This is a genomic window from Streptomyces sp. 147326 (genome assembly GCF_045000215.1).
GTDB lineage: Bacteria > Actinomycetota > Actinomycetes > Streptomycetales > Streptomycetaceae > Streptomyces.
In genome coordinates this window covers 4,488,926-4,507,437 of the sequence record NZ_CP134201.1, presented here as the reverse complement: position 1 = coordinate 4,507,437, position 18,512 = coordinate 4,488,926, and the positions used below count along the sequence as shown (strand labels likewise).

Annotated in this window: 15 protein-coding genes; 10 read left to right on the top strand and 5 right to left on the bottom strand. The window is 70.1% G+C overall.

Annotation, left to right across the window (positions count from 1 at the left end; genetic code table 11):
• Window positions 1-179 precede the first annotated feature (179 nt).
• From RIU97_RS20375 to RIU97_RS20365, 3 genes are all read left to right on the top strand, one after another.
• The gene (locus RIU97_RS20375; RefSeq protein WP_030707740.1) at window positions 180-782 is read left to right on the top strand and encodes a PadR family transcriptional regulator; all 603 of its coding nucleotides are present in this window, start codon (window positions 180-182) and stop codon (window positions 780-782) included.
• Window positions 783-831: 49 nt separating this feature from the next.
• Entirely contained in the window at window positions 832-1,914 is a 1,083-nt protein-coding gene (locus RIU97_RS20370) for an inositol-3-phosphate synthase (protein ID WP_404958785.1), read from the top strand.
• Window positions 1,915-2,020: 106 nt separating this feature from the next.
• The gene (locus RIU97_RS20365; RefSeq protein ID WP_404958782.1) at window positions 2,021-3,289 is read left to right on the top strand and encodes an MFS transporter; all 1,269 of its coding nucleotides are present in this window, start codon (window positions 2,021-2,023) and stop codon (window positions 3,287-3,289) included.
• A gap of 64 nt (window positions 3,290-3,353) precedes the next feature.
• On the opposite strand, the gene RIU97_RS20360 is transcribed toward RIU97_RS20365, so the two are convergent.
• On the bottom strand, window positions 3,354-4,820 hold the full coding sequence (locus RIU97_RS20360; protein WP_404958780.1) for a CCA tRNA nucleotidyltransferase: 1,467 nt from the start codon (window positions 4,818-4,820) through the stop codon (window positions 3,354-3,356).
• Window positions 4,821-5,005: 185 nt separating this feature from the next.
• Between RIU97_RS20360 and RIU97_RS20355 the strand changes: the two genes are divergently transcribed.
• The 7 genes from RIU97_RS20355 to trxA all read left to right on the top strand — a co-directional run bounded on the left by RIU97_RS20355 (window position 5,006) and on the right by trxA (window position 14,528).
• Window positions 5,006-7,270, top strand: coding sequence for a DUF6049 family protein (locus RIU97_RS20355; RefSeq protein ID WP_404958778.1), 2,265 nt, complete (start codon window positions 5,006-5,008; stop codon window positions 7,268-7,270).
• Window positions 7,271-7,316: 46 nt separating this feature from the next.
• The gene (gene murJ, locus RIU97_RS20350) at window positions 7,317-9,491 is read left to right on the top strand and encodes a murein biosynthesis integral membrane protein MurJ (protein WP_404958776.1); all 2,175 of its coding nucleotides are present in this window, start codon (window positions 7,317-7,319) and stop codon (window positions 9,489-9,491) included.
• Between the two features lie 117 nt (window positions 9,492-9,608).
• Window positions 9,609-11,336 carry a protein kinase family protein gene (locus RIU97_RS20345; protein WP_404958774.1) on the top strand — a complete coding sequence of 576 codons (1,728 nt, stop codon included), beginning with the start codon at window positions 9,609-9,611 and terminating at the stop codon, window positions 11,334-11,336.
• Between the two features lie 97 nt (window positions 11,337-11,433).
• Window positions 11,434-12,129 carry an RNA polymerase sigma factor SigM gene (sigM, locus tag RIU97_RS20340; RefSeq protein ID WP_404958772.1) on the top strand — a complete coding sequence of 232 codons (696 nt, stop codon included), beginning with the start codon at window positions 11,434-11,436 and terminating at the stop codon, window positions 12,127-12,129.
• Window positions 12,126-13,052 carry a hypothetical protein gene (locus RIU97_RS20335; protein WP_404958770.1) on the top strand — a complete coding sequence of 309 codons (927 nt, stop codon included), beginning with the start codon at window positions 12,126-12,128 and terminating at the stop codon, window positions 13,050-13,052. The genes sigM and RIU97_RS20335 overlap by 4 nt, the downstream gene beginning before the upstream one ends.
• A 124-nt stretch (window positions 13,053-13,176) precedes the next feature.
• Window positions 13,177-14,136, top strand: a complete 960-nt coding sequence (trxB, locus tag RIU97_RS20330) for a thioredoxin-disulfide reductase (RefSeq protein ID WP_404958768.1) — start codon at window positions 13,177-13,179, stop codon at window positions 14,134-14,136.
• 50 nt (window positions 14,137-14,186) lie between these two features.
• Window positions 14,187-14,528, top strand: coding sequence for a thioredoxin (trxA, locus tag RIU97_RS20325; RefSeq protein ID WP_404958766.1), 342 nt, complete (start codon window positions 14,187-14,189; stop codon window positions 14,526-14,528).
• 64 nt (window positions 14,529-14,592) lie between these two features.
• On the opposite strand, the gene RIU97_RS20320 is transcribed toward trxA, so the two are convergent.
• The 4 genes from RIU97_RS20320 to rsmG form a co-directional block, all read right to left on the bottom strand.
• A complete protein-coding gene (locus RIU97_RS20320; RefSeq protein ID WP_404958764.1) occupies window positions 14,593-15,210 on the bottom strand; it encodes a GNAT family N-acetyltransferase in 618 nt (205 codons plus the stop codon).
• Window positions 15,211-15,314: 104 nt separating this feature from the next.
• Complete coding sequence (locus RIU97_RS20315) at window positions 15,315-16,406, bottom strand: ParB/RepB/Spo0J family partition protein (RefSeq protein ID WP_404958762.1); 1,092 nt, start codon at window positions 16,404-16,406, stop codon at window positions 15,315-15,317.
• Window positions 16,403-17,491, bottom strand: coding sequence for a ParA family protein (locus tag RIU97_RS20310; protein WP_404962885.1), 1,089 nt, complete (start codon window positions 17,489-17,491; stop codon window positions 16,403-16,405). Before RIU97_RS20310 ends, RIU97_RS20315 begins: the two co-directional genes overlap by 4 nt.
• Before the next feature lie 264 nt (window positions 17,492-17,755).
• Window positions 17,756-18,472 carry a 16S rRNA (guanine(527)-N(7))-methyltransferase RsmG gene (rsmG, locus tag RIU97_RS20305; RefSeq protein ID WP_404958760.1) on the bottom strand — a complete coding sequence of 239 codons (717 nt, stop codon included), beginning with the start codon at window positions 18,470-18,472 and terminating at the stop codon, window positions 17,756-17,758.
• Between the last annotated feature and the right edge of the window lie 40 nt (window positions 18,473-18,512).

Below are 18,512 nucleotides of genomic sequence, written 5' to 3'. Positions count from 1 at the left end.
ACCCGACCAGTGCCGAAGTTCACCCGAAATCGGGCAACTCTCCTGGTGCGAATTGGTGATGTGACACCGGTCACCAGATCACCCCTTGTCGATCAGGGCGCCCCGTTCTATCGTCTGGATGTATCGAGTCGATACATCAGCTCGGTATAAAGACTCAGGGGCGGAGGAGAGGCAGGCGGATGAGCAGACGCTCAGGCATCCTCGAGTTCGCCGTCCTCGGCCTGCTGCGCGAGTCCCCCATGCACGGCTACGAGCTGCGCAAGCGGCTCAACACCTCGCTGGGGGTGTTCCGAGCCTTCAGCTACGGGACGCTCTACCCCTGCCTCAAGACGCTGGTCGCCAACGGCTGGTTGATCGAAGAACCGGGCAACGCCCCGGAGGACGCTCTCGCCGCTTCACTCGCAGGGCGCCGCGCCAAGATCGTCTACCGGTTGACGGCCGCGGGTAAGGAGCACTTCGAGGAGCTCCTCTCCCACACGGGCCCCGACACCTGGGAGGACGAGTCCTTCGCCGCCCGCTTCGCCTTCTTCGGCCAGACCGAACGAGACGTGCGCATGCGGGTACTGGAGGGCCGCCGCAGCCGGCTGGAGGAGCGTCTGGAGAAGATGCGCGCCTCCCTCGTCCGAACGCGGGAGCGCCTCGACGACTACACGCTCGAGCTGCAACGGCACGGCATGGAGTCCGTCGAGCGCGAAGTGCGCTGGCTGAACGAGCTCATCGAGAGTGAGCGGGCGGGACGGGATCGGAGACGGTCCGGTCCGTCCGACGAAACTGAAAAATGAGGCCTGCACCTCGCAGACCTCGTCCGAGAACAAACAGGGAGCAACCGGAATGGGTTCGGTTCGCGTAGCCATCGTCGGCGTAGGCAACTGCGCCGCCTCGCTGGTGCAGGGCGTCGAGTACTACAAGGACGCCGACCCGGCGGCCAAGGTCCCCGGTCTGATGCACGTCCAGTTCGGCGACTACCACGTGCGTGACATCGAGTTCGTCGCCGCGTTCGACGTCGACGCGAAGAAGGTCGGCCTCGACCTTTCGGACGCCATCGGCGCCAGCGAGAACAACACCATCAAGATCTGCGACGTCCCGAACGCCGGTGTGACCGTTCAGCGCGGCCACACCCTGGACGGCCTGGGCAAGTACTACCGCCAGACGATCGAGGAGTCCGCCGAGGCTCCGGTCGACGTGGTCCAGGTCCTCAAGGACCGCGAGGTCGACGTCCTGATCTGCTACCTCCCGGTCGGTTCCGAGGCCGCGGCGAAGTTCTACGCCCAGTGCGCCATCGACGCCAAGGTCGCCTTCGTCAACGCCCTCCCGGTCTTCATCGCCGGCACCAAGGAGTGGGCCGACAAGTTCACCGAGGCCGGTGTCCCGATCGTCGGCGACGACATCAAGTCCCAGGTCGGCGCCACCATCACGCACCGCGTGATGGCGAAGCTGTTCGAAGACCGCGGTGTCCGTCTCGAGCGCACCATGCAGCTCAACGTCGGCGGCAACATGGACTTCAAGAACATGCTCGAGCGCGACCGCCTCGAGTCGAAGAAGATCTCCAAGACGCAGGCCGTCACCTCGCAGATCCCCGACCGTGATCTCGGCGAGAAGAACGTCCACATCGGCCCGTCCGACTACGTCGCGTGGCTCGACGACCGCAAGTGGGCCTACGTCCGCCTCGAAGGCCGTGCCTTCGGCGACGTCCCGCTGAACCTCGAGTACAAGCTCGAGGTGTGGGACTCCCCGAACTCCGCCGGCGTCATCATCGACGCCCTGCGCGCCGCGAAGATCGCCAAGGACCGCGGTATCGGCGGCCCGATCCTGTCGGCGTCCAGCTACTTCATGAAGTCCCCGCCGGTGCAGTACTTCGACGACGAGGCCTACGCCAACGTCGAGAAGTTCATCAAGGGCGAGGTCGAGCGCTAGTCGAACCCCAAGGGTCCGCGAGGACACCTGGACTTCGACTGTTCTTCCGCGGAGGGTCCCCGGGCAATATGCCCGGGGACCCTCCGCGTATGTGACCCTTGCCCTCATGCCTGTCGTACGTGATCTGCGCGTACTCCTGCGCCTGAGGGACTTCCGCAACCTGCTCGCCGTACGGCTGCTCTCCCAGGCGGCGGACGGCGTCTACCAGGTCGCCCTCGCCACCTATGTGGTCTTCTCCCCGGAGAAACAGACCTCGCCGGCGGCCATCGCATCGGCCATGGCGGTACTGCTGCTGCCCTACTCGGTGATCGGCCCCTTCGCCGGAGTGCTGCTCGACCGCTGGCGCCGCCGTCAGGTCTTCCTCTACGGCAATCTGCTGCGGGCCTTCCTCGCCTGCATCACCGGGATGCTGATCGTCGCGGAAGTACCCGACTGGCTGTTCTACGCCTCGGCGCTGTCCGTGACCGCCGTCAACCGGTTCGTCCTGGCGGGGCTCGCCGCCTCGCTGCCCCGCGTCGTCGGCTCCGACCAGCTGGTCACCGCGAACGCGCTCTCCCCCACCGCCGGAACCCTGGCGGCGGTCGCCGGCGGAGGGCTGGCCTTCCTCGTCCGGCTGCTGGCCTCCGACTCCAACGCCCTCGTCGTCCTGCTCGGGGCGGGGCTCTACCTGTGTGCGGCCCTCGTCTCCCTGCACCTGGCCATCGGCCTCCTGGGGCCCGACCATCCCCCTGGCCGCGTCCACCCCTCCGTCGTCGAAGGGGCCGCCCTCACCGTGCGGGGCATGGCCGAAGGCCTCAGGCACCTGGCCGGCCGGCGCGAGGCGGCCCGGGCGCTCGCCGCGATGACCATGATGCGGTTCTGCTACGGGGCCCTGTTCGTCATGCTGCTGATGCTCTGCCGGTACTCCTGGTCGGACAACGAGGCCGACGGGCTGGCCCTGCTCGGCGTCGCGGTCGGAGCCTCCGGAGCGGGATTCTTCGCGGCCGCCGTCGTGACCCCCTGGCTGGCGGGCCGGCTGGGCACCCTCGGCTGGATCACGGCCTGCTCGGCGGGAGCCGCGGTCCTGGTGCCGGCCCTCGGCCTGTTCTTCGCCCCGGGACCGATGCTGGTCGCCGCCTTCGTGCTCGGCCTCGCCACCCAGGGCGCGAAGATCGCGACCGACACGGAGGTGCAGTCGCGGGTGGACGACGACTACCGCGGCCGCGTCTTCTCCGTCTACGACGTGCTCTTCAACGTCGCCTTCGTGGGAGCGGCGGCGGTGGCCTCCCTCATGCTCCCCCCCGACGGACGGTCCGTGACCCTGATCCTCTGTGTGTCCGCCCTCTACGCCCTGACCGCGGTGCTGCTGGGCCGGCAGGAGCGACGTCTCGTGTGAGGTGCCCCCGAACGACCGCCGGCGTCGATGTTTCACGTGAAACATCGACGCCGGCGGTCGTCCCTCAGGCCTGCGCGGCCCACCACTCCTTGAGCGCGACGACGGCGGCGGCGCGCCCCATCGGGCCGTTCTCCAGACGCAGCTCCAGCAGGAAGGCGTAGGCCTTGCCGATCACCGGGCCCGGGCCGACGTCCAGCACCTGCATGATCTCGTTGCCGTCCAGGTCGGGCCGGATGGCGTCCAGCTCCTCCTGCTCCTGCAGCTGTGCGATGCGCTCCTCCAGCCCGTCGTAGGTCCGGGAGAGGGCGTTGGCCTTGCGCTTGTTGCGCGTGGTGCAGTCGGAGCGGGTCAGCTTGTGGAGGCGCTCCAGCAGCGGACCGGCGTCACGGACGTAGCGCCGCACCGCAGAGTCGGTCCATTCGCCGTCGCCGTAGCCGTGGAAGCGCAGGTGCAGCTCCACCAGCCGGGACACGTCCTTGATCATGTCGTTGGAGTACTTCAGCGCGGTCAGCCGCTTCTTGGTCATCTTCGCGCCCACCACCTCGTGGTGGTGGAAGGAGACGCGGCCGTCGCTCTCGAAGCGGCGGGTGCGGGGCTTGCCGATGTCGTGCAGCAGGGCCGCGAGCCGCAGCACCAGGTCCGGGCCGTCCTCCTCGAGGGCGATCGCCTGCTCCAGCACGATCAGCGAGTGGTCGTAGACGTCCTTGTGCCGGTGGTGTTCGTCACTCTCCAGCCGGAGCGCCGGCAGCTCTGGAAGGACCCGGTCCGCCAGACCCGTGTCCACCAGCAGCCCCAGGCCGCGGCGCGGGTTGGCCGACAGGATCAGCTTGTTCAGCTCGCCCTGGACCCGCTCCGCCGAGACGATCTCGATGCGGTCGGACATCGCCTTCATGGCCGCCACGACCTCCGCGGCGACCTCGAAGTCCAGCTGCGCCGAGAACCGCGCCGCCCGCAGCATCCGCAGCGGATCGTCGGAGAAGGAGCCCTCCGGGGTCCCGGGGGTGCGCAGCACACCGGCGGCCAGGTCCTCCAGGCCCCCGTGCGGATCGATGAACTCCTGCTCGGGCAGGGCCAGGGCCATGGCGTTGACCGTGAAGTCGCGCCGGACCAGGTCCTCGTCGATCGAGTCGCCGTAGGAGACCTCCGGCTTGCGCGACGTCCGGTCGTAGGCCTCCGAGCGGTACGTCGTCACCTCGATCTGGAAGTTGCGCACGACGTCCCCGACGCGGGCGCTCTTCTGCGCCCCGACGGTGCCGAAGGCGATGCCCACGTCCCACACCGAGTCGGCCCACGGCCGGACGATCTTCAGCACGTCCTCGGGGCGGGCATCGGTGGTGAAGTCGAGATCGTTGCCGAGACGCCCGAGCAGCGCGTCGCGGACGGACCCACCGACCAGGGCGAGGCGGAAGCCCGCCTCCTGGAATCGGCGGCCGAGCTCGTCGGCGACAGGGGCGACCCGCAGCAGTTCACTGACCGCGCGGCGCTGCACCTGACTCAGGGCACTGGGGGTGTCTTCGTTGGCGTTCGGCACAACAGAAAAGGGTACGTGCCCGGCCCACCAGGGGCCGCCTCGTTTTACGCGACCCCGGTACCCGGCCGCCCCGGGGCCGATCCGATCATGTGGAGCAAGGCGCGGCACTCGCACACAGCGGGCCTCGTTACCATGCGTGGACGCACAAAAGACGACCACTGACACTTCGAGGAACGGGCTAGCGCGTGGCCGAGGCGGCAGACATCCAGGGGGCGTCCCCCGCTCCTGTCCGGCGCCGCTGGCTGCGGCGCGCGATCGTCCTGCTCGCCGGGACGCCCGTGATGGCCGCCCTGGTCTACTCTCCGGCCCCCAAGGCCCAGGCCGTCCAGGCGACCGGAGTGGACGTCCAGCTGACCTCCATGGCCCCCGCCGCCCCGGTCAAGGGCGACACCCTGACCATCACGGGGACCGTGGTGAACACCGGCTCCGAGACGATCAACGACGCGCACGTCGGCCTGCGGGTCGGGCCCGCGCTCGCGGACCGGGCCTCCATCGACGAGGCGGCGGAACGCAACGGCTTCCGGGCCGGCGCCGACCCGGGCGAGATCGATCCGGCCTACGCCGTGAAGATCGCCTCGCTGCCGTCGAAGGTCCGCCACGAGTTCACCCTGAGCGTCCCGGTGAACAAGCTCGAACTGGACAAGGACGGGGTCTACCAGCTCGGCGTCTCCCTGTCCGGGGCGACCGAGAGCCGCCCGTCCGAACAGGTCCTCGGGATCAAGCGGACCTTCCTGCCCTGGCAGCCCGAAGCAGCCTCCAAGCGCTCCCAGATCACCTACGCGTGGCCGCTGATCTCCACCACCCGCGTGACCGCGGAGACCGGCTCCGACGAGCTGCAGACCCCCGTCTTCCTCGACGATTCGCTCGCCGACGAGCTCAAGTCGGGGGGCCGCCTGGAGCAGATGGTCAGCCTCGGCAAGGACCTGCCGATCACCTGGGTCATCGACCCCGACCTGCTCTACACGGTCGACGCGATGACCAAGGGCTACCGGGTCCGCAGCCCGGGCGGCAAGCCCGTCCAGGGGAAGAACAAGGCCGTCGCCGAGCAGTGGCTGAGCTCCCTGGAAGCGGCCGTCCAGGGCAAGAAGGTCGTCGCCCTGCCCTTCGCCGACCCCGACCTCGCCTCCCTCGCCCACCACGGCAAGGACGTCTCGGGCACCCTGGGCCAGCTGCGCCCCGCCACCGACAAGGCGAAGCAGGCCGTCGAGACCGTGCTGCACGTCACGGCGTCCACCGACTTCTCCTGGCCCGTGGACGGCGCCATCGACCCCTCGATCGTCAACGTCGCCACCTCGGCCGGCGCCCACAACGTCCTCACCCGCAGCGACAGCCTCGTGGAGAGCGGAGCCCTCGGCTACACGCCCTCGGCCGCCCGCCCCATCGGCGCCGGCACCACCGCCGTCGTCGCGGACGCCGATCTGTCCACCGCCTTCGAGGGCGACATGCTGAACGCCGGGTCCGCCACCCTGGCGGTGCAGCGGTTCCTCGCCCACAGCCTCGCCCTCAACCTGCAGAAGACCGACGAGCAGCGCAGCTTCGTCGTCGCCCCGCAGCGGATGCCCACCGTCAGCCAGGTGCAGACGATGGCCGCGGCCGTACGCGGGCTGCAGGCGGGCCGCTGGACGCAGCCCGGGGACCTCGAGGCCGCGGCCGCCGCCAAGCCCGATCCCGGTGCCACCACCCAGGTGCCGGGCGCCGGCCAGTACCCCGAGGCCCTGCGCAAGCAGGAGCTGCCGGTGTCGGCCTTCGAGAAGATCCGCACCACGCAGACCACCCTCGACCACTTCAAGGTGATCCTGGCCGCGCCCGACCGCGTGGAGATCCCCTTCGGCAACACCACCAACCGGGAGATGTCCACCTCCTGGCGCGGGCGCCCCGAGGAGGCCCGCCTCTACCGGGACCAGGTGCAGGAGTACCTGATCGGTCTGACCGAGAAGGTCAAGGTCATCCCCAAGTCCGACGCCACCCTGTCCGGACACAGCGCCACCATCCCGGTCAGCGTCCAGAACAGCCTCGTCCAGGACGTCCACAACCTGGTCCTGCGGGTGAAGTCCGGCAACCCGACCCGTCTGATGTTCGGCGACAGCGGCCAGGCCGAGCAGCAGGTGACCGTCCAGGGCGACCACACCCAGACGTTGAAGTTCCCCGCCAACGCCAACGCGAGCGGTCCGGTCGAGGTCACGGCGCAGCTCTTCACCAAGGACGGCGTCCCCTACGGCAAGGCACGGCGGTTCACCGTCGAGGCCACCGAGATCACCCCCACCGTCATGCTCGTCATCGCCGGCGGTGTGCTCCTCCTGGTCCTGGCGGGCATCAAGATGTACGCCAGCCGCAAGCGCGTCGCGGCCCGCGCCGCCGCCGAGGAGAGCACGCAGCCGAGTGACGAGTCCCCGGACACCGGACCGCAAAGCACCGAGGGGTCCGGCACGGGTGAGACAGTGGACCGTTGAGCGATGCCGTGGCCGGTCGGCCTGGGGACGATGAGGTGGGGTTTCGATGAACGCGCCGTACGACGGTGACCGCGCGCAGGGCACTGGTGGGCCTGCGCCCTCCCAGGGCACTGCCCCGGGCACCCCGGTGCCCGGGCAGGTTCCCGCGCCTGCGCCCGCACCGGACCGCGACCCGTATGTCCAGGATGCCTACGACTACGACCCGTACCGGTCCCAGGACCTGTCCGCCCAGGACCCCGTGGCCGAGGTCCTCTACGACCGCGCCTCGCACCCGCCGCCGCCGCCCGGCACCTACCAGGAGCCCGGCCCGCTCTACGCGGCGCCGACCGCCCCCTCGTACTCTCCCGACCCGCGCGTCTGGGCCCAGACCCCGCCGCCCGAGCCGGACGGTCCCTCCCGCCACCTGCCGTACGGCGACCACGCCAGCACGACCCAGTTCGTCGGCGTCGACTCCCTCGTCACGCAGGCCTCGGAGGACCAGCCGGAACCCGATGCCTTCGCGCACCTCTACCGGGACCAGGAGGCGGCCCCCCGCACCCCCGCCGAGGAGGCCCCCGTCGCGGCACCGGCACCGAGCAAGCCCGCCGGCCGCGCCGCCAGCCTCCTGAAGTCCAGCGCGCTCATGGCCGCGGGCACGATCGTCTCCCGCATCACCGGCTTCCTGCGGACCCTGGTCATCGCCGGCGCCATCGGCGTGGGCACCTTCAACGACACGTACCAGATCGCCAACACCCTGCCCACGATGATCTACGTGCTGGTCGGCGGCGGCGCCCTCAACGCCGTCTTCATCCCGCAGCTGGTCCGGGCCATGAAGAACGACAGCGACGGAGGAGAGGCGTACGCCAACCGGCTGCTGACCCTCGTCGTGGTCCTGCTGGCCGGCATCACCACCATCTGTGTCCTGGCGGCACCGGTGTTCATCACGATGATGTCGCCGAAGATCGCCTCCGACCCGCAGCAGATGGAAGTCGCGGTCGCCTTCGCCCGCTACTGCCTGCCCACCATGTTCTTCATGGGCATCCACGTGGTCCTGGGTCAGATCCTCAACGCGCGCGGCCGGTTCGGCGCGATGATGTGGACCCCGGTCCTCAACAACATCGTGGTCATCGCCACCTTCGGCGCCTTCATCTGGGCCTTCGGCGGCTTCACCACCTCCGGCGTCAACGCCACCACCGTCACCGCCGACGGTGTGCGCCTGCTGGGCGTGGGCACGCTGCTCGGCCTCACCGTCCAGGCCCTCGCGATGCTGCCCTACCTGCGCGACGCGGGCTTCCGGCCGCGCCTTCGCTTCGACTGGAAGGGCCACGGCCTCGGCAAGGCCGCCCGCCTGGCCAAGTGGACGTTCTTCTTCGTCCTCGCCAACCAGATCGGCCTCGTCGTCGTCACCCAGTTCGCCACCTGGGCCGGATCCGTCGCCGAGAAGCAGGGCCACCCCGGTACCGGCATCACCGCCTACAACTACGCGCTGCTGCTGTGGCAGATGCCGCAGGCGATCATCACCGTCTCCGTCATGACGGCCGTGCTGCCCCGCATCTCCCGCTCCGCCCACGACGGGGACGCCGCCGCGGTCCGTGACGACATCTCCTACGGGCTGCGCACCTCGGCCGTCGCGATCGTGCCGTGCGCCTTCGCGTTCCTCGCGCTCGGCGTGCCGATGGCCACCCTGCTCTACGCCGGCTCGGGCTCCGGCGCCCAGAACATCGGCTACATCCTGATGGCCTTCGGCCTCGGCCTGATCCCCTACTCCGTCCAGTACGTCGTCCTGCGCGGCTTCTACGCCTACGAGGACACCCGGACGCCGTTCTACAACACCGTCATCGTCGCCGCCGTCAACGCGGCGGTCTCCGCGGCCTCGTTCTTCGTGCTCCCCGCCCGCTGGGCGGTCGTCGGCATGGCCGCCGCCTACGGCCTCGGCTACACCGTCGGCGTGGGCGTCGCCTGGCGCCGTCTCAAGACCCGCCTCGGCGGCGACCTCGACGGCGCCCACGTGATGCGCACCTACGCGCGCCTCACCGGCGCCTGCGTCCCCGCCGCCGCGGTGGCCGGCGCCGCCGCCTACGGAGTCACCCAGTGGCTGGGCAGTGGAGTCGCCGGTTCCGCCGCCGCCCTCGTGGCCGGAGGCATCGCCCTGGCGGCCGTGTTCCTCATCGCCGCCAAGCGGATGCGGATCGAAGAGCTCAACGCGATGGTCGGAATGGTCCGCGGACGTTTGGGGCGCTGATGCGCACAACCGTCGCCCCCGTTCGTGTGTCGTGCATAGCGTCAGACTGTGGGCACAATTGGCATGGCTTCGCAGACTGGCCTACAGCGCGCAACGGATGGGGAGGCAGGAACGACGGTGGCGGAACGTAGCACGGCTGCCGTCGACGTGGCCGATAACGGCGGCGATGAGCCGCTGGCCGCTCAGGCGGCAAAGGCCACGTCCGACGGGGTGGACACCCAGAACGGACGAGCCGCGGACGGACCCATGCCCGACAAGGACGGCGAACGCACCAAGGCGGCCCCCGCGGCCGCACCCGAACTCCACAGCGGCCACAAGCTCGCCAGACGCTACCGGCTGGAAGAGTGCGTCACCCGTGTGGACGGATTCAGCAGCTGGCGCGCGATGGACGAGAAACTGCGGCGTGCCGTGGGCGTCCACCTGATGCCCGCCGACCACGCGCGGGCACGCTCCGTCCTCGCTGCCGCGCGCTCCTCCGCCCTGCTCGGCGACCCCCGGTTCGTCCAGGTCCTCGACGCCGTGGAGGAGAACGACCTCGTCTACGTCGTCCACGAATGGCTGCCCGACGCCACCGAGCTCACCGCACTCCTCGCCGCAGGCCCCCTGGAGCCCCACGAGGCCTATCAGCTCGTCAGCCAGGTCTCCCAGGCCATGGCCGCCGCGCACCGCGAAGGTCTGGCCCATCTGCGGCTGACGCCCAGCGCCATACTGCGCACCTCCTCGGGCCAGTACCGCATCCGCGGCCTCGCCGTGAACGCCGCCCTGCGCGGCATCACCTGCGAGACCCCGCAGCGCGCCGACACCGAGGCCATCGGCGCCCTCCTGTACGCCGCCCTCACCCAGCGCTGGCCTTACGAGAGCGACGCCTACGGCCTCACCGGCCTGCCCAAGGGCGTGGGCCTGATCGCCCCCGACCAGGTGCGCGCCGGCGTTCACCGGGGCCTGGGCGAACTCGCCATGCGGGCACTCGCCAATGACGGGGCCACCGCTTCCCGCCAGGAGCCGGCCTGCACCAGCCCCGAGGAGCTGGCGAAGGCCGTAGCCGCGATGCCCCGCATCCGGCCGCCGGAACCCGCCTTCACGGCCCCGCCGGAGTACCAGCACACCACCTACCAGCAGGGCAACTACGGCCGTCCCACGCCTCCCGGGTCGCCCACCACCCAGGTCCGGCCCGTCCCGCCGCCGCCCCCGCTGCAGAGCCGTACGGGGCGGGTTCTCAAGTGGGGTGTCGCCGCCCTGCTCATCGCCGCCCTCGGCCTGGGCAGCTGGCAGCTGGCCGACGCCCTCCTGGGCCGCAACAACGGCGGCAGCACCAACGGCCCGAACCAGACACAGACCGATTCCGAGGACGACCCGAAGCCGCTCACTCCCGGCAAGCCGCTCAGCATCGCCGATGCCTCCGTGTTCGCGCCCGACCCGGATCCGCTGAACACCAAGGACAGTCACAAGGCCATCGACGGCAAGCCGGAGACCGGCTGGGCCACCCCTCGGTACGACGGCTTCCCCAACTTCGGCAACCTGCCCTCCCGCAAGGGCGGCAGCGGCATCATCGTCGACCTCGGCAGCGTGCAGGACGTGGCCGGCATCGATCTGAACCTTTTCGCGAGCGGGCAGAAGCTCCAGGTCCGGGCCGCCGCGCCCGATGCCTCCTCGCCGTCGGAGCTCTCCCAGTTCTCTCAGCCCATCACCGAGCTGAAGGACGTGGAGAAGAACCTCAAGGTCACCCTCGACAAGCCGATCCGTACTCGCTACGTGCTGATCCACCTCACTTCCCTGCCCTCCGAGGGGGCGGACAGCTACCGCGGCGGCATCAACGAGATCAAGATCCTCGGTACGACCTCTTAGGCCCTGTCCGCCATCGCGGGCCCGCTACGCACCGGCACGGCGGGCCCTCGTCATTCCCCCGCCCAAGCCGTAATCTCCCTTCGGGAGGCGAGGTGTGATGCACGACGCGACGACCGGCGACGCCAGTGACGCGGACCTGCTGGCCCGGCACGTGGCCGGCGACCCCGATGCGTTCGGGGAGCTCGTGCGGCGGCACCGGGACCGGTTGTGGGCGGTGGCCCTGCGGACCCTCGGCGACCGCGAGGAGGCCGCGGACGCCGTACAGGACGCACTGGTCTCCGCCTACCGGGCCGCCCACACCTTCCGCGGGGAATCCGCCGTCACCACCTGGCTGCACCGGATCACCGTCAACGCCTGCCTCGACCGTGCCCGCAAGGCGGCCACCCGCAGGACCTCTCCGATCGACGACACGGACCGCCTGGAGCGGCTCCTGGAGCCCCACGAGTCGGCCGAGGCCCCCGCGGAGCGTCAGGACCTCCACCGCCAGCTCCTGGCCGCCCTGGGCACCCTCCCGGCCGACCAGCGGGCCGCGCTCGTCCTCGTCGACATGCAGGGGTACCCCGTCGCCGAAGCAGCCCGCATCCTGGAGGTCCCCACCGGCACCGTGAAAAGCCGGTGCGCCCGCGGCCGGGCGAAACTCGTCCCCCTCCTCACTCATCTGCGCACGAATGCTGGGGATAACACCGCCATCGAGCGGGGAAGGAACCGGACGCCGGGCCCGCCCGTCCCACCAGCGGCAGGACCCAGGCATCCAGACCCAGACGCTGTGAAGGGCGGAGGTGGACGACCGTGAGCCCCACAACCGGCACGACCGGCACGATCCGGCACCCGGACGTCTCGGAGATCTCCGACCTGACCGAAGGTCTCCTCTCCCCGTCCCGCACCACCGAAGTCCGCCGTCATCTCGGGGACTGCGCCCTGTGCGCCGACGTCCGCGCCTCCCTGGAGGAGATCCGCGGGCTTCTCGGCACCCTCCCGGGGCCGGCCCGGATGCCCGCCGACATCGCCGGCCGCATCGACGCGGCCCTCGCCGCCGAGGCCCTCCTCGACGCGACCCAGCCCCGGGCCCAGGCCGCACCGGCCGCCCGGCCGCGCACGCCGAACCGCGATGTTTCACGTGAAACATCGCCCGCCGGTCACCCGACCGGCCCAACCGGCCCGGGCAGACGCCGTGCCCGCCGCCGGATCGCCGTGCTCTCGGGCCTGGCCGGAGCCGCCGCCTGCGCCCTCGGCCTCTTCCTGTTCGGCGACTTCACCGGCAACCCCACCAGCGACACCGCCGCCCGCAGCGAGGCCTCGGACTCCGCCGCCCAGCCGCCCGCGGCCGCCTCGGCCCATGGCGCGTACACCGCACAGGGGCTCCAGGACAGCGTGCGACAACTCATCACCCCCGCACCGGGCGCCAAGACCACCCCAGGGGAGCAGAACAACACCTATGGCATGGAGAACACCGCTCCCGCCCCGGGAGTCGCCCCCGGAGACAAGCGGGCGGCACCTCCCGTCCCCGCCTGCGTCCAGAACGCCACCGGCCGCGCCGACTCCCTGCTCGCCGCTGAACGCGGCACCTATCAGGGCACCGCGGTGTACCTCCTCGTCCTGCCGCACCCGGCCGACTCCTCGCGCGTGGACGCCTACCTCGTCGACACGGGCTGCGAGAACACCGGCTCGGCCACCCCGGGAAAGGTCCTCCTGACGCACACCTATCCCCGGGGCTGACACGTTCCGGTCCGCGGTGGGACGGGTGGGGAATGCATGCGCCGTAGGATCCGTTGGGTGGGGTGAGAGTCCGCACCGGCCCCCGGTAGGCAGCACGCAGTCCGCAGAGACGAGGAAGAAACCCGTGAGCGACGTACGAAACGTGATCATCATCGGCTCCGGGCCGGCCGGTTACACCGCCGCCCTGTACACCGCACGCGCTTCGCTCAAGCCCCTGGTCTTCGAAGGTGCCGTCACCGCCGGTGGCGCCCTGATGAACACCACCGAGGTGGAGAACTTCCCGGGCTTCCAGGACGGGATCATGGGCCCGGACCTCATGGACAACATGCGGGGTCAGGCCGAGCGGTTCGGCGCCGAGCTCGTCCCGGACGACATCGTGGCCGTGGACCTCACGGGTGAGATCAAGACCGTCACCGACACCGCCGGCACCGTGCACCGCGCCAAGGCCGTCATCGTCACCACCGGCTCCCAGCACCGCAAGCTCGGCCTGCCCAACGAGGACGCGCTCTCAGGCCGCGGCGTCTCCTGGTGCGCCACGTGCGACGGGTTCTTCTTCAAGGATCATGACATCGCCGTCGTCGGCGGCGGCGACACCGCGATCGAGGAGGCCACCTTCCTCTCGCGCTTCGCCAAGTCCGTCACGATCGTCCACCGCCGCGACAGCCTGCGCGCCTCGAAGGCCATGCAGGACCGCGCCTTCGCCGACCCGAAGATCAAGTTCGCCTGGGACAGCGAGGTCGCCGAGATCCACGGCGAGCAGAAGCTCTCCAGCCTCACCCTGCGCAACACCAAGACCGGTGAGACCTCCGCGCTGCCCGTGACCGGCCTGTTCATCGCCGTCGGCCACGACCCGCGCACCGAGCTGTTCAAGGACCAACTGGACCTCGACGACGAGGGCTACCTCAAGGTCGACGCCCCCTCCACCCGGACCAGCATCACCGGCGTGTTCGGCGCCGGCGACGTCGTGGACCACACCTACCGTCAGGCCATCACCGCTGCGGGCACCGGTTGCTCCGCCGCCCTCGACGCCGAGCGCTTCCTCGCCGCCCTCGCGGACGCCGAGAAGGCCCACGCGGCGGTCTGACCCCCAAGCCCCCACCCCACACACCCCGCAGGAAGAAGAAGGAGGCCGCTGTGGCCGGCACCCTCAAGAACGTGACCGACGCTGACTTCGACGCCGAGGTCCTCAGGAGCGACAAGCCCGTACTCGTCGACTTCTGGGCCGAATGGTGCGGACCGTGCCGCCAGATCGCGCCGTCCCTCGAGGCCATCGCCGCCGAGTACGGCGACCAGATCGAGATCGTCAAGCTCAACATCGACCAGAACCCGGCCACGGCTGCCAAGTACGGCGTCATGTCCATCCCGACGCTGAACGTCTACCAGGACGGCGAGGTCGCCAAGACCATCGTCGGTGCCAAGCCGAAGGCCGCCATCCTGCGTGACCTCTCGGACTTCGTCCAGGTCAAGACCGCCTGAAGTTCCACGTGAAACGGGGCCGCCCCTTCTTGGGGCGGCCCCGTTTCGCACACCCCGTTCCCGCTCACAGGGGACGCAACACCGGCTCCTTGCGCGCCCCGCCCAGCAGCCGGTCCAGCGCCAGCTCCACGTCTTCCTTCCAGGACAGCGTCGACCTCAGTTCGAGGCGCAGCCGCGGATGGACCGGGTGCGGTCGTACGGTCTTGAAGCCCACGGCCAGCAGATGGTCCGCGGGGAGCAGACAGGCCGGACCCTCCCACCGCGCATCCCCGAAGGCCTCGATCGCCCGGAACCCGCGCCGCAGCAGATCCTTCGCCACCGTCTGCACCATGACCCGCCCCAGGCCCTGTCCCTGGTACCCCGGCATGATCCACGCGGTGATCAGCTGTACCGCATCCGGTGAGACGGGACTGGTCGGAAACGCGGTGGCCCGCGGTACGTACGCCGGCGGCGCGTACAGCACGAACCCCACCGGAACCTCGTCCACGTAGACCACACGGCCGCAGGATCCCCACTCCAGAAGGACGGCGGAGATCCACGCCTCCTTCTCCAGTGCCGGAGTTCCCGCCTTCACGGCGGCTTCACCGCTGACCGGATCCAGTTCCCAGAACACGCAGGACCGGCAACGACGCGGCAGGTCCTGGAGGTTGTCCAGCGTGAGCGGTACCAGCCGACGACCCATGACCGCATCGTATCCACTGGCCTCTCGTTCTTCGACAGCAAAGCGAAGGGGCGGACCGCGCCGGTTCGCACACCGGCACGACCCGCCCCTCGGCGGCCCTGGGATCACTCCCCGGAAAGACCCTGCTCCAACACCCGGCCCTCGCCCGGTGCCAGCGTTCCCAGAATCCGCTCCAGATCCTCCATCGATGCGAACTCGACGGTGATCTTGCCCTTCTTCTGGCCCAGGTCCACCTTCACCCGCGTCTCGAAGCGGTCCGACAGTCGCGTCGCCAGCTCGCTGAGCGCCGGAGCCACCCGGGTACCCGCGCGCGGGCCCTTCGGCTTCACCGCACTCGAAGGCTCCGAAGCCATCAGCGTCACGATCTCCTCGACCGCACGCACCGACAGCCCCTCGGCCACGATCCGGTGCGCCAGCTTGTCCTGCTCCTCGGAGTCGTCCACCGAAAGCAGTGCCCGTGCGTGCCCGGCCGACAGCACGCCCGCGGCCACCCGGCGCTGCACTGACGGCGACAGCTTCAGCAGCCGCAGCGTGTTCGACACCTGGGGACGCGAGCGCCCGATCCGGTCGGCCAGCTGGTCGTGGGTGCAGTTGAAGTCCTTGAGCAGCTGGTCGTAGGCCGCGGCCTCTTCCAGCGGGTTCAGCTGGGCCCGGTGCAGGTTCTCCAGCAGGGCGTCCAGCAGCAGCTTCTCGTCGTCCGTCGCCCGGATGATCGCCGGGATGGCCTCCAGTCCTGCCTCCCGGCAGGCACGCCAGCGCCGCTCACCCATGATCAGCTCGTAGCGGCCCGGGGCCGACTGCCGCACGACCACCGGCTGGAGCAGGCCCACCTCCTGGATCGAGGTCACCAGCTCGGCGAGCGCGTCCTCGTCGAACACGTCACGCGGCTGGCGCGGGTTCGGCGTGATCGCGTCCATCGGGAGCTCCGCGAACGTCGCCCCCGCCACCACATTGGTCTCTTCCGCCGCCGGTTCCGGCTCTTGCGCCGGGACGACCGCGAGCGATGTTTCACGTGAAACATCGGCCTGCGCCAGGGAGGCGAGTTTCGCCGCCGCCACCCCGCGCTCCGAAGTCATGACCGGCACCGCCGACGGAGACGTCGAACCGGAACTGATCACCGGCGGCGTCTTCTCCTGCGGGGCCGCGGGGATCAGCGCACCGAGCCCCCGCCCCAGACCTCTACGTCGCTCACTCACTGGATCCCCTCCGCCACACTCTGCGTGCTGTTCATGCCCGGGCCCAGATGGGCCTGCTGGGCGTCGTACTGCATTCCGACCCCTCGATACGCGATCTCTCGCGCCGCCTCCAGATAGGAGAGGGAACCGCTGGAACCCGGGTCGTAGGTGAGCACCGTCTGCCCATAGCTCGGCGCCTCGGAAATGCGCACCGACCGGGGGATGCTCGTCCGCAGCACCTCCTTGCCGAAGTGGCTGCGCACCTCCTCCGCCACCTGCGAGGCCAGCCGGGTCCTGCCGTCGTACATCGTCAGCAGGATGGTCGACACGTGCAGCGTCGGGTTGAGGTGGGCCCGCACCAGATCGACATTGCGCAGCAGCTGGCCCAGGCCCTCCAGCGCGTAGTACTCGCACTGGATCGGGATCAGCACCTCCGCGCCGGCCACGAGCGCGTTCACCGTGAGCAGCCCGAGCGAGGGAGGACAGTCGATCAGGATGTAGTCGAGAGGTTGGTCGTACGCCTGGATCGCCCGCTGCAGCCGGCTCTCCCGCGCCACGAGCGACACCAGCTCGATCTCCGCGCCCGCCAGATCGATCGTGGCCGGAGCGCAGAAGAGCCCCTCCACATCCACGACCGGCTGCACGACCTCGAGGAGAGGCCGGCTGTCCACGAGCACGTCGTAGATCGACGGCACATCCGCGTGGTGGTCGATGCCCAGGGCCGTGGATGCATTGCCCTGCGGGTCGAGGTCGACCACCAGGACCCGCGCGCCGTGCAGGGCCAGCGAGGCCGCCAGGTTCACGGTCGTCGTGGTCTTACCCACGCCGCCCTTCTGGTTGGCGACCACGATGACCCGGGTCTGATTCGGCCGGGGCAGCCTCTCACCGGCGCGCCCCAGCGCCTCGACCGCCTGCTGGGCAGCTCGGCCGATGGGGGTGTCGTTGTCTACAAGAGGCGGAGGCAATGTTTCACGTGAAACATCCTCACCCGCCGGTTCAGAGCGGGGACCGGGGACCGGATCGGCCATCGGCCCCGCGAGGTTGGCGTCGGACCGCACGGTGTCACTCTCCTCGACATCAGGCTCGCGATGAACAGAGCCTCCCATGTCACCCGGGTCGCGAACCAGCGGGGCCCGTACTCCTGTGGATGAATCCACCGTTGTGGACAACTCTGTCCCCCTTGCGTCCTTGCGCTGGCGGGGGGACGCAGCCGCACGACCGCGGCTGATGATTCCGTGCAGCAGAGAGCGACGTTTCACGTGAAACACGATGCCCGGAGGGAGTCTCCCGGCCGCTACGACACTCCGAAATCCATACCTATAGGGCCCAACGCAGACGAAATCTCCGCCGGGCCCCCACACCTCAGAAGATCACCGGCGCCGGCGGGTGCGCCCCACCCGGGCCGCCTTAGCCCGCTTGGCCGCGAACCTCACCCCACCGGGGCTCTCTCCGACCTCGACCCGGACCACCGTCGACAACGGGTCCACCAGACCCTCGCCCACATGCAGCACCGAGGTCTTCACCACACCGAGCTTCGCCAGTGCGGTCTTCGCCGACACCAGCTCCTCTTCGGCGGTGTCGCCCTTGAGCGCCAGCATCTCGCCGTACGGGCGCAGCAGGGGCACGCCCCAGCCGGCCAGCCGGTCCAGCGGAGCAACCGCCCGTGCCGTCACCACGTGCACTGGCTGGAGCTTGCCCAGGACCTCCTCGGCCCGCCCGCGCATGACCGTGACGTGGTCCAGGCCCAGCAGCTCCACGGCTTCCTGGAGGAAGGTCGTCCGCCGCAGCAGCGGTTCGAGCAGCGTGATCTTGAGATCCCGGCGCACCAGAGCGAGCGGGATGCCGGGCAGCCCCGCACCGGAGCCCACGTCACACACGGTGACGTTCTGCGGAACCACCTCCGACAGCACAGCGCAGTTCAGCAGGTGCCGCTCCCACAGGCGCGGCACCTCACGCGGCCCGATCAGGCCCCGCTTGACTCCCGCGTCCGCCAGCAGCTCCGCGTACCGCACAGCTTCCGGGAAAAACTCACCGAACACCGCGCGCGCCTCTTCAGGCGCCGGGGGAAGCTCAGCTGCCTCCGTCACGGGGACCGTCCTTCCGTACGCATGGTTCTGAAGAACCACG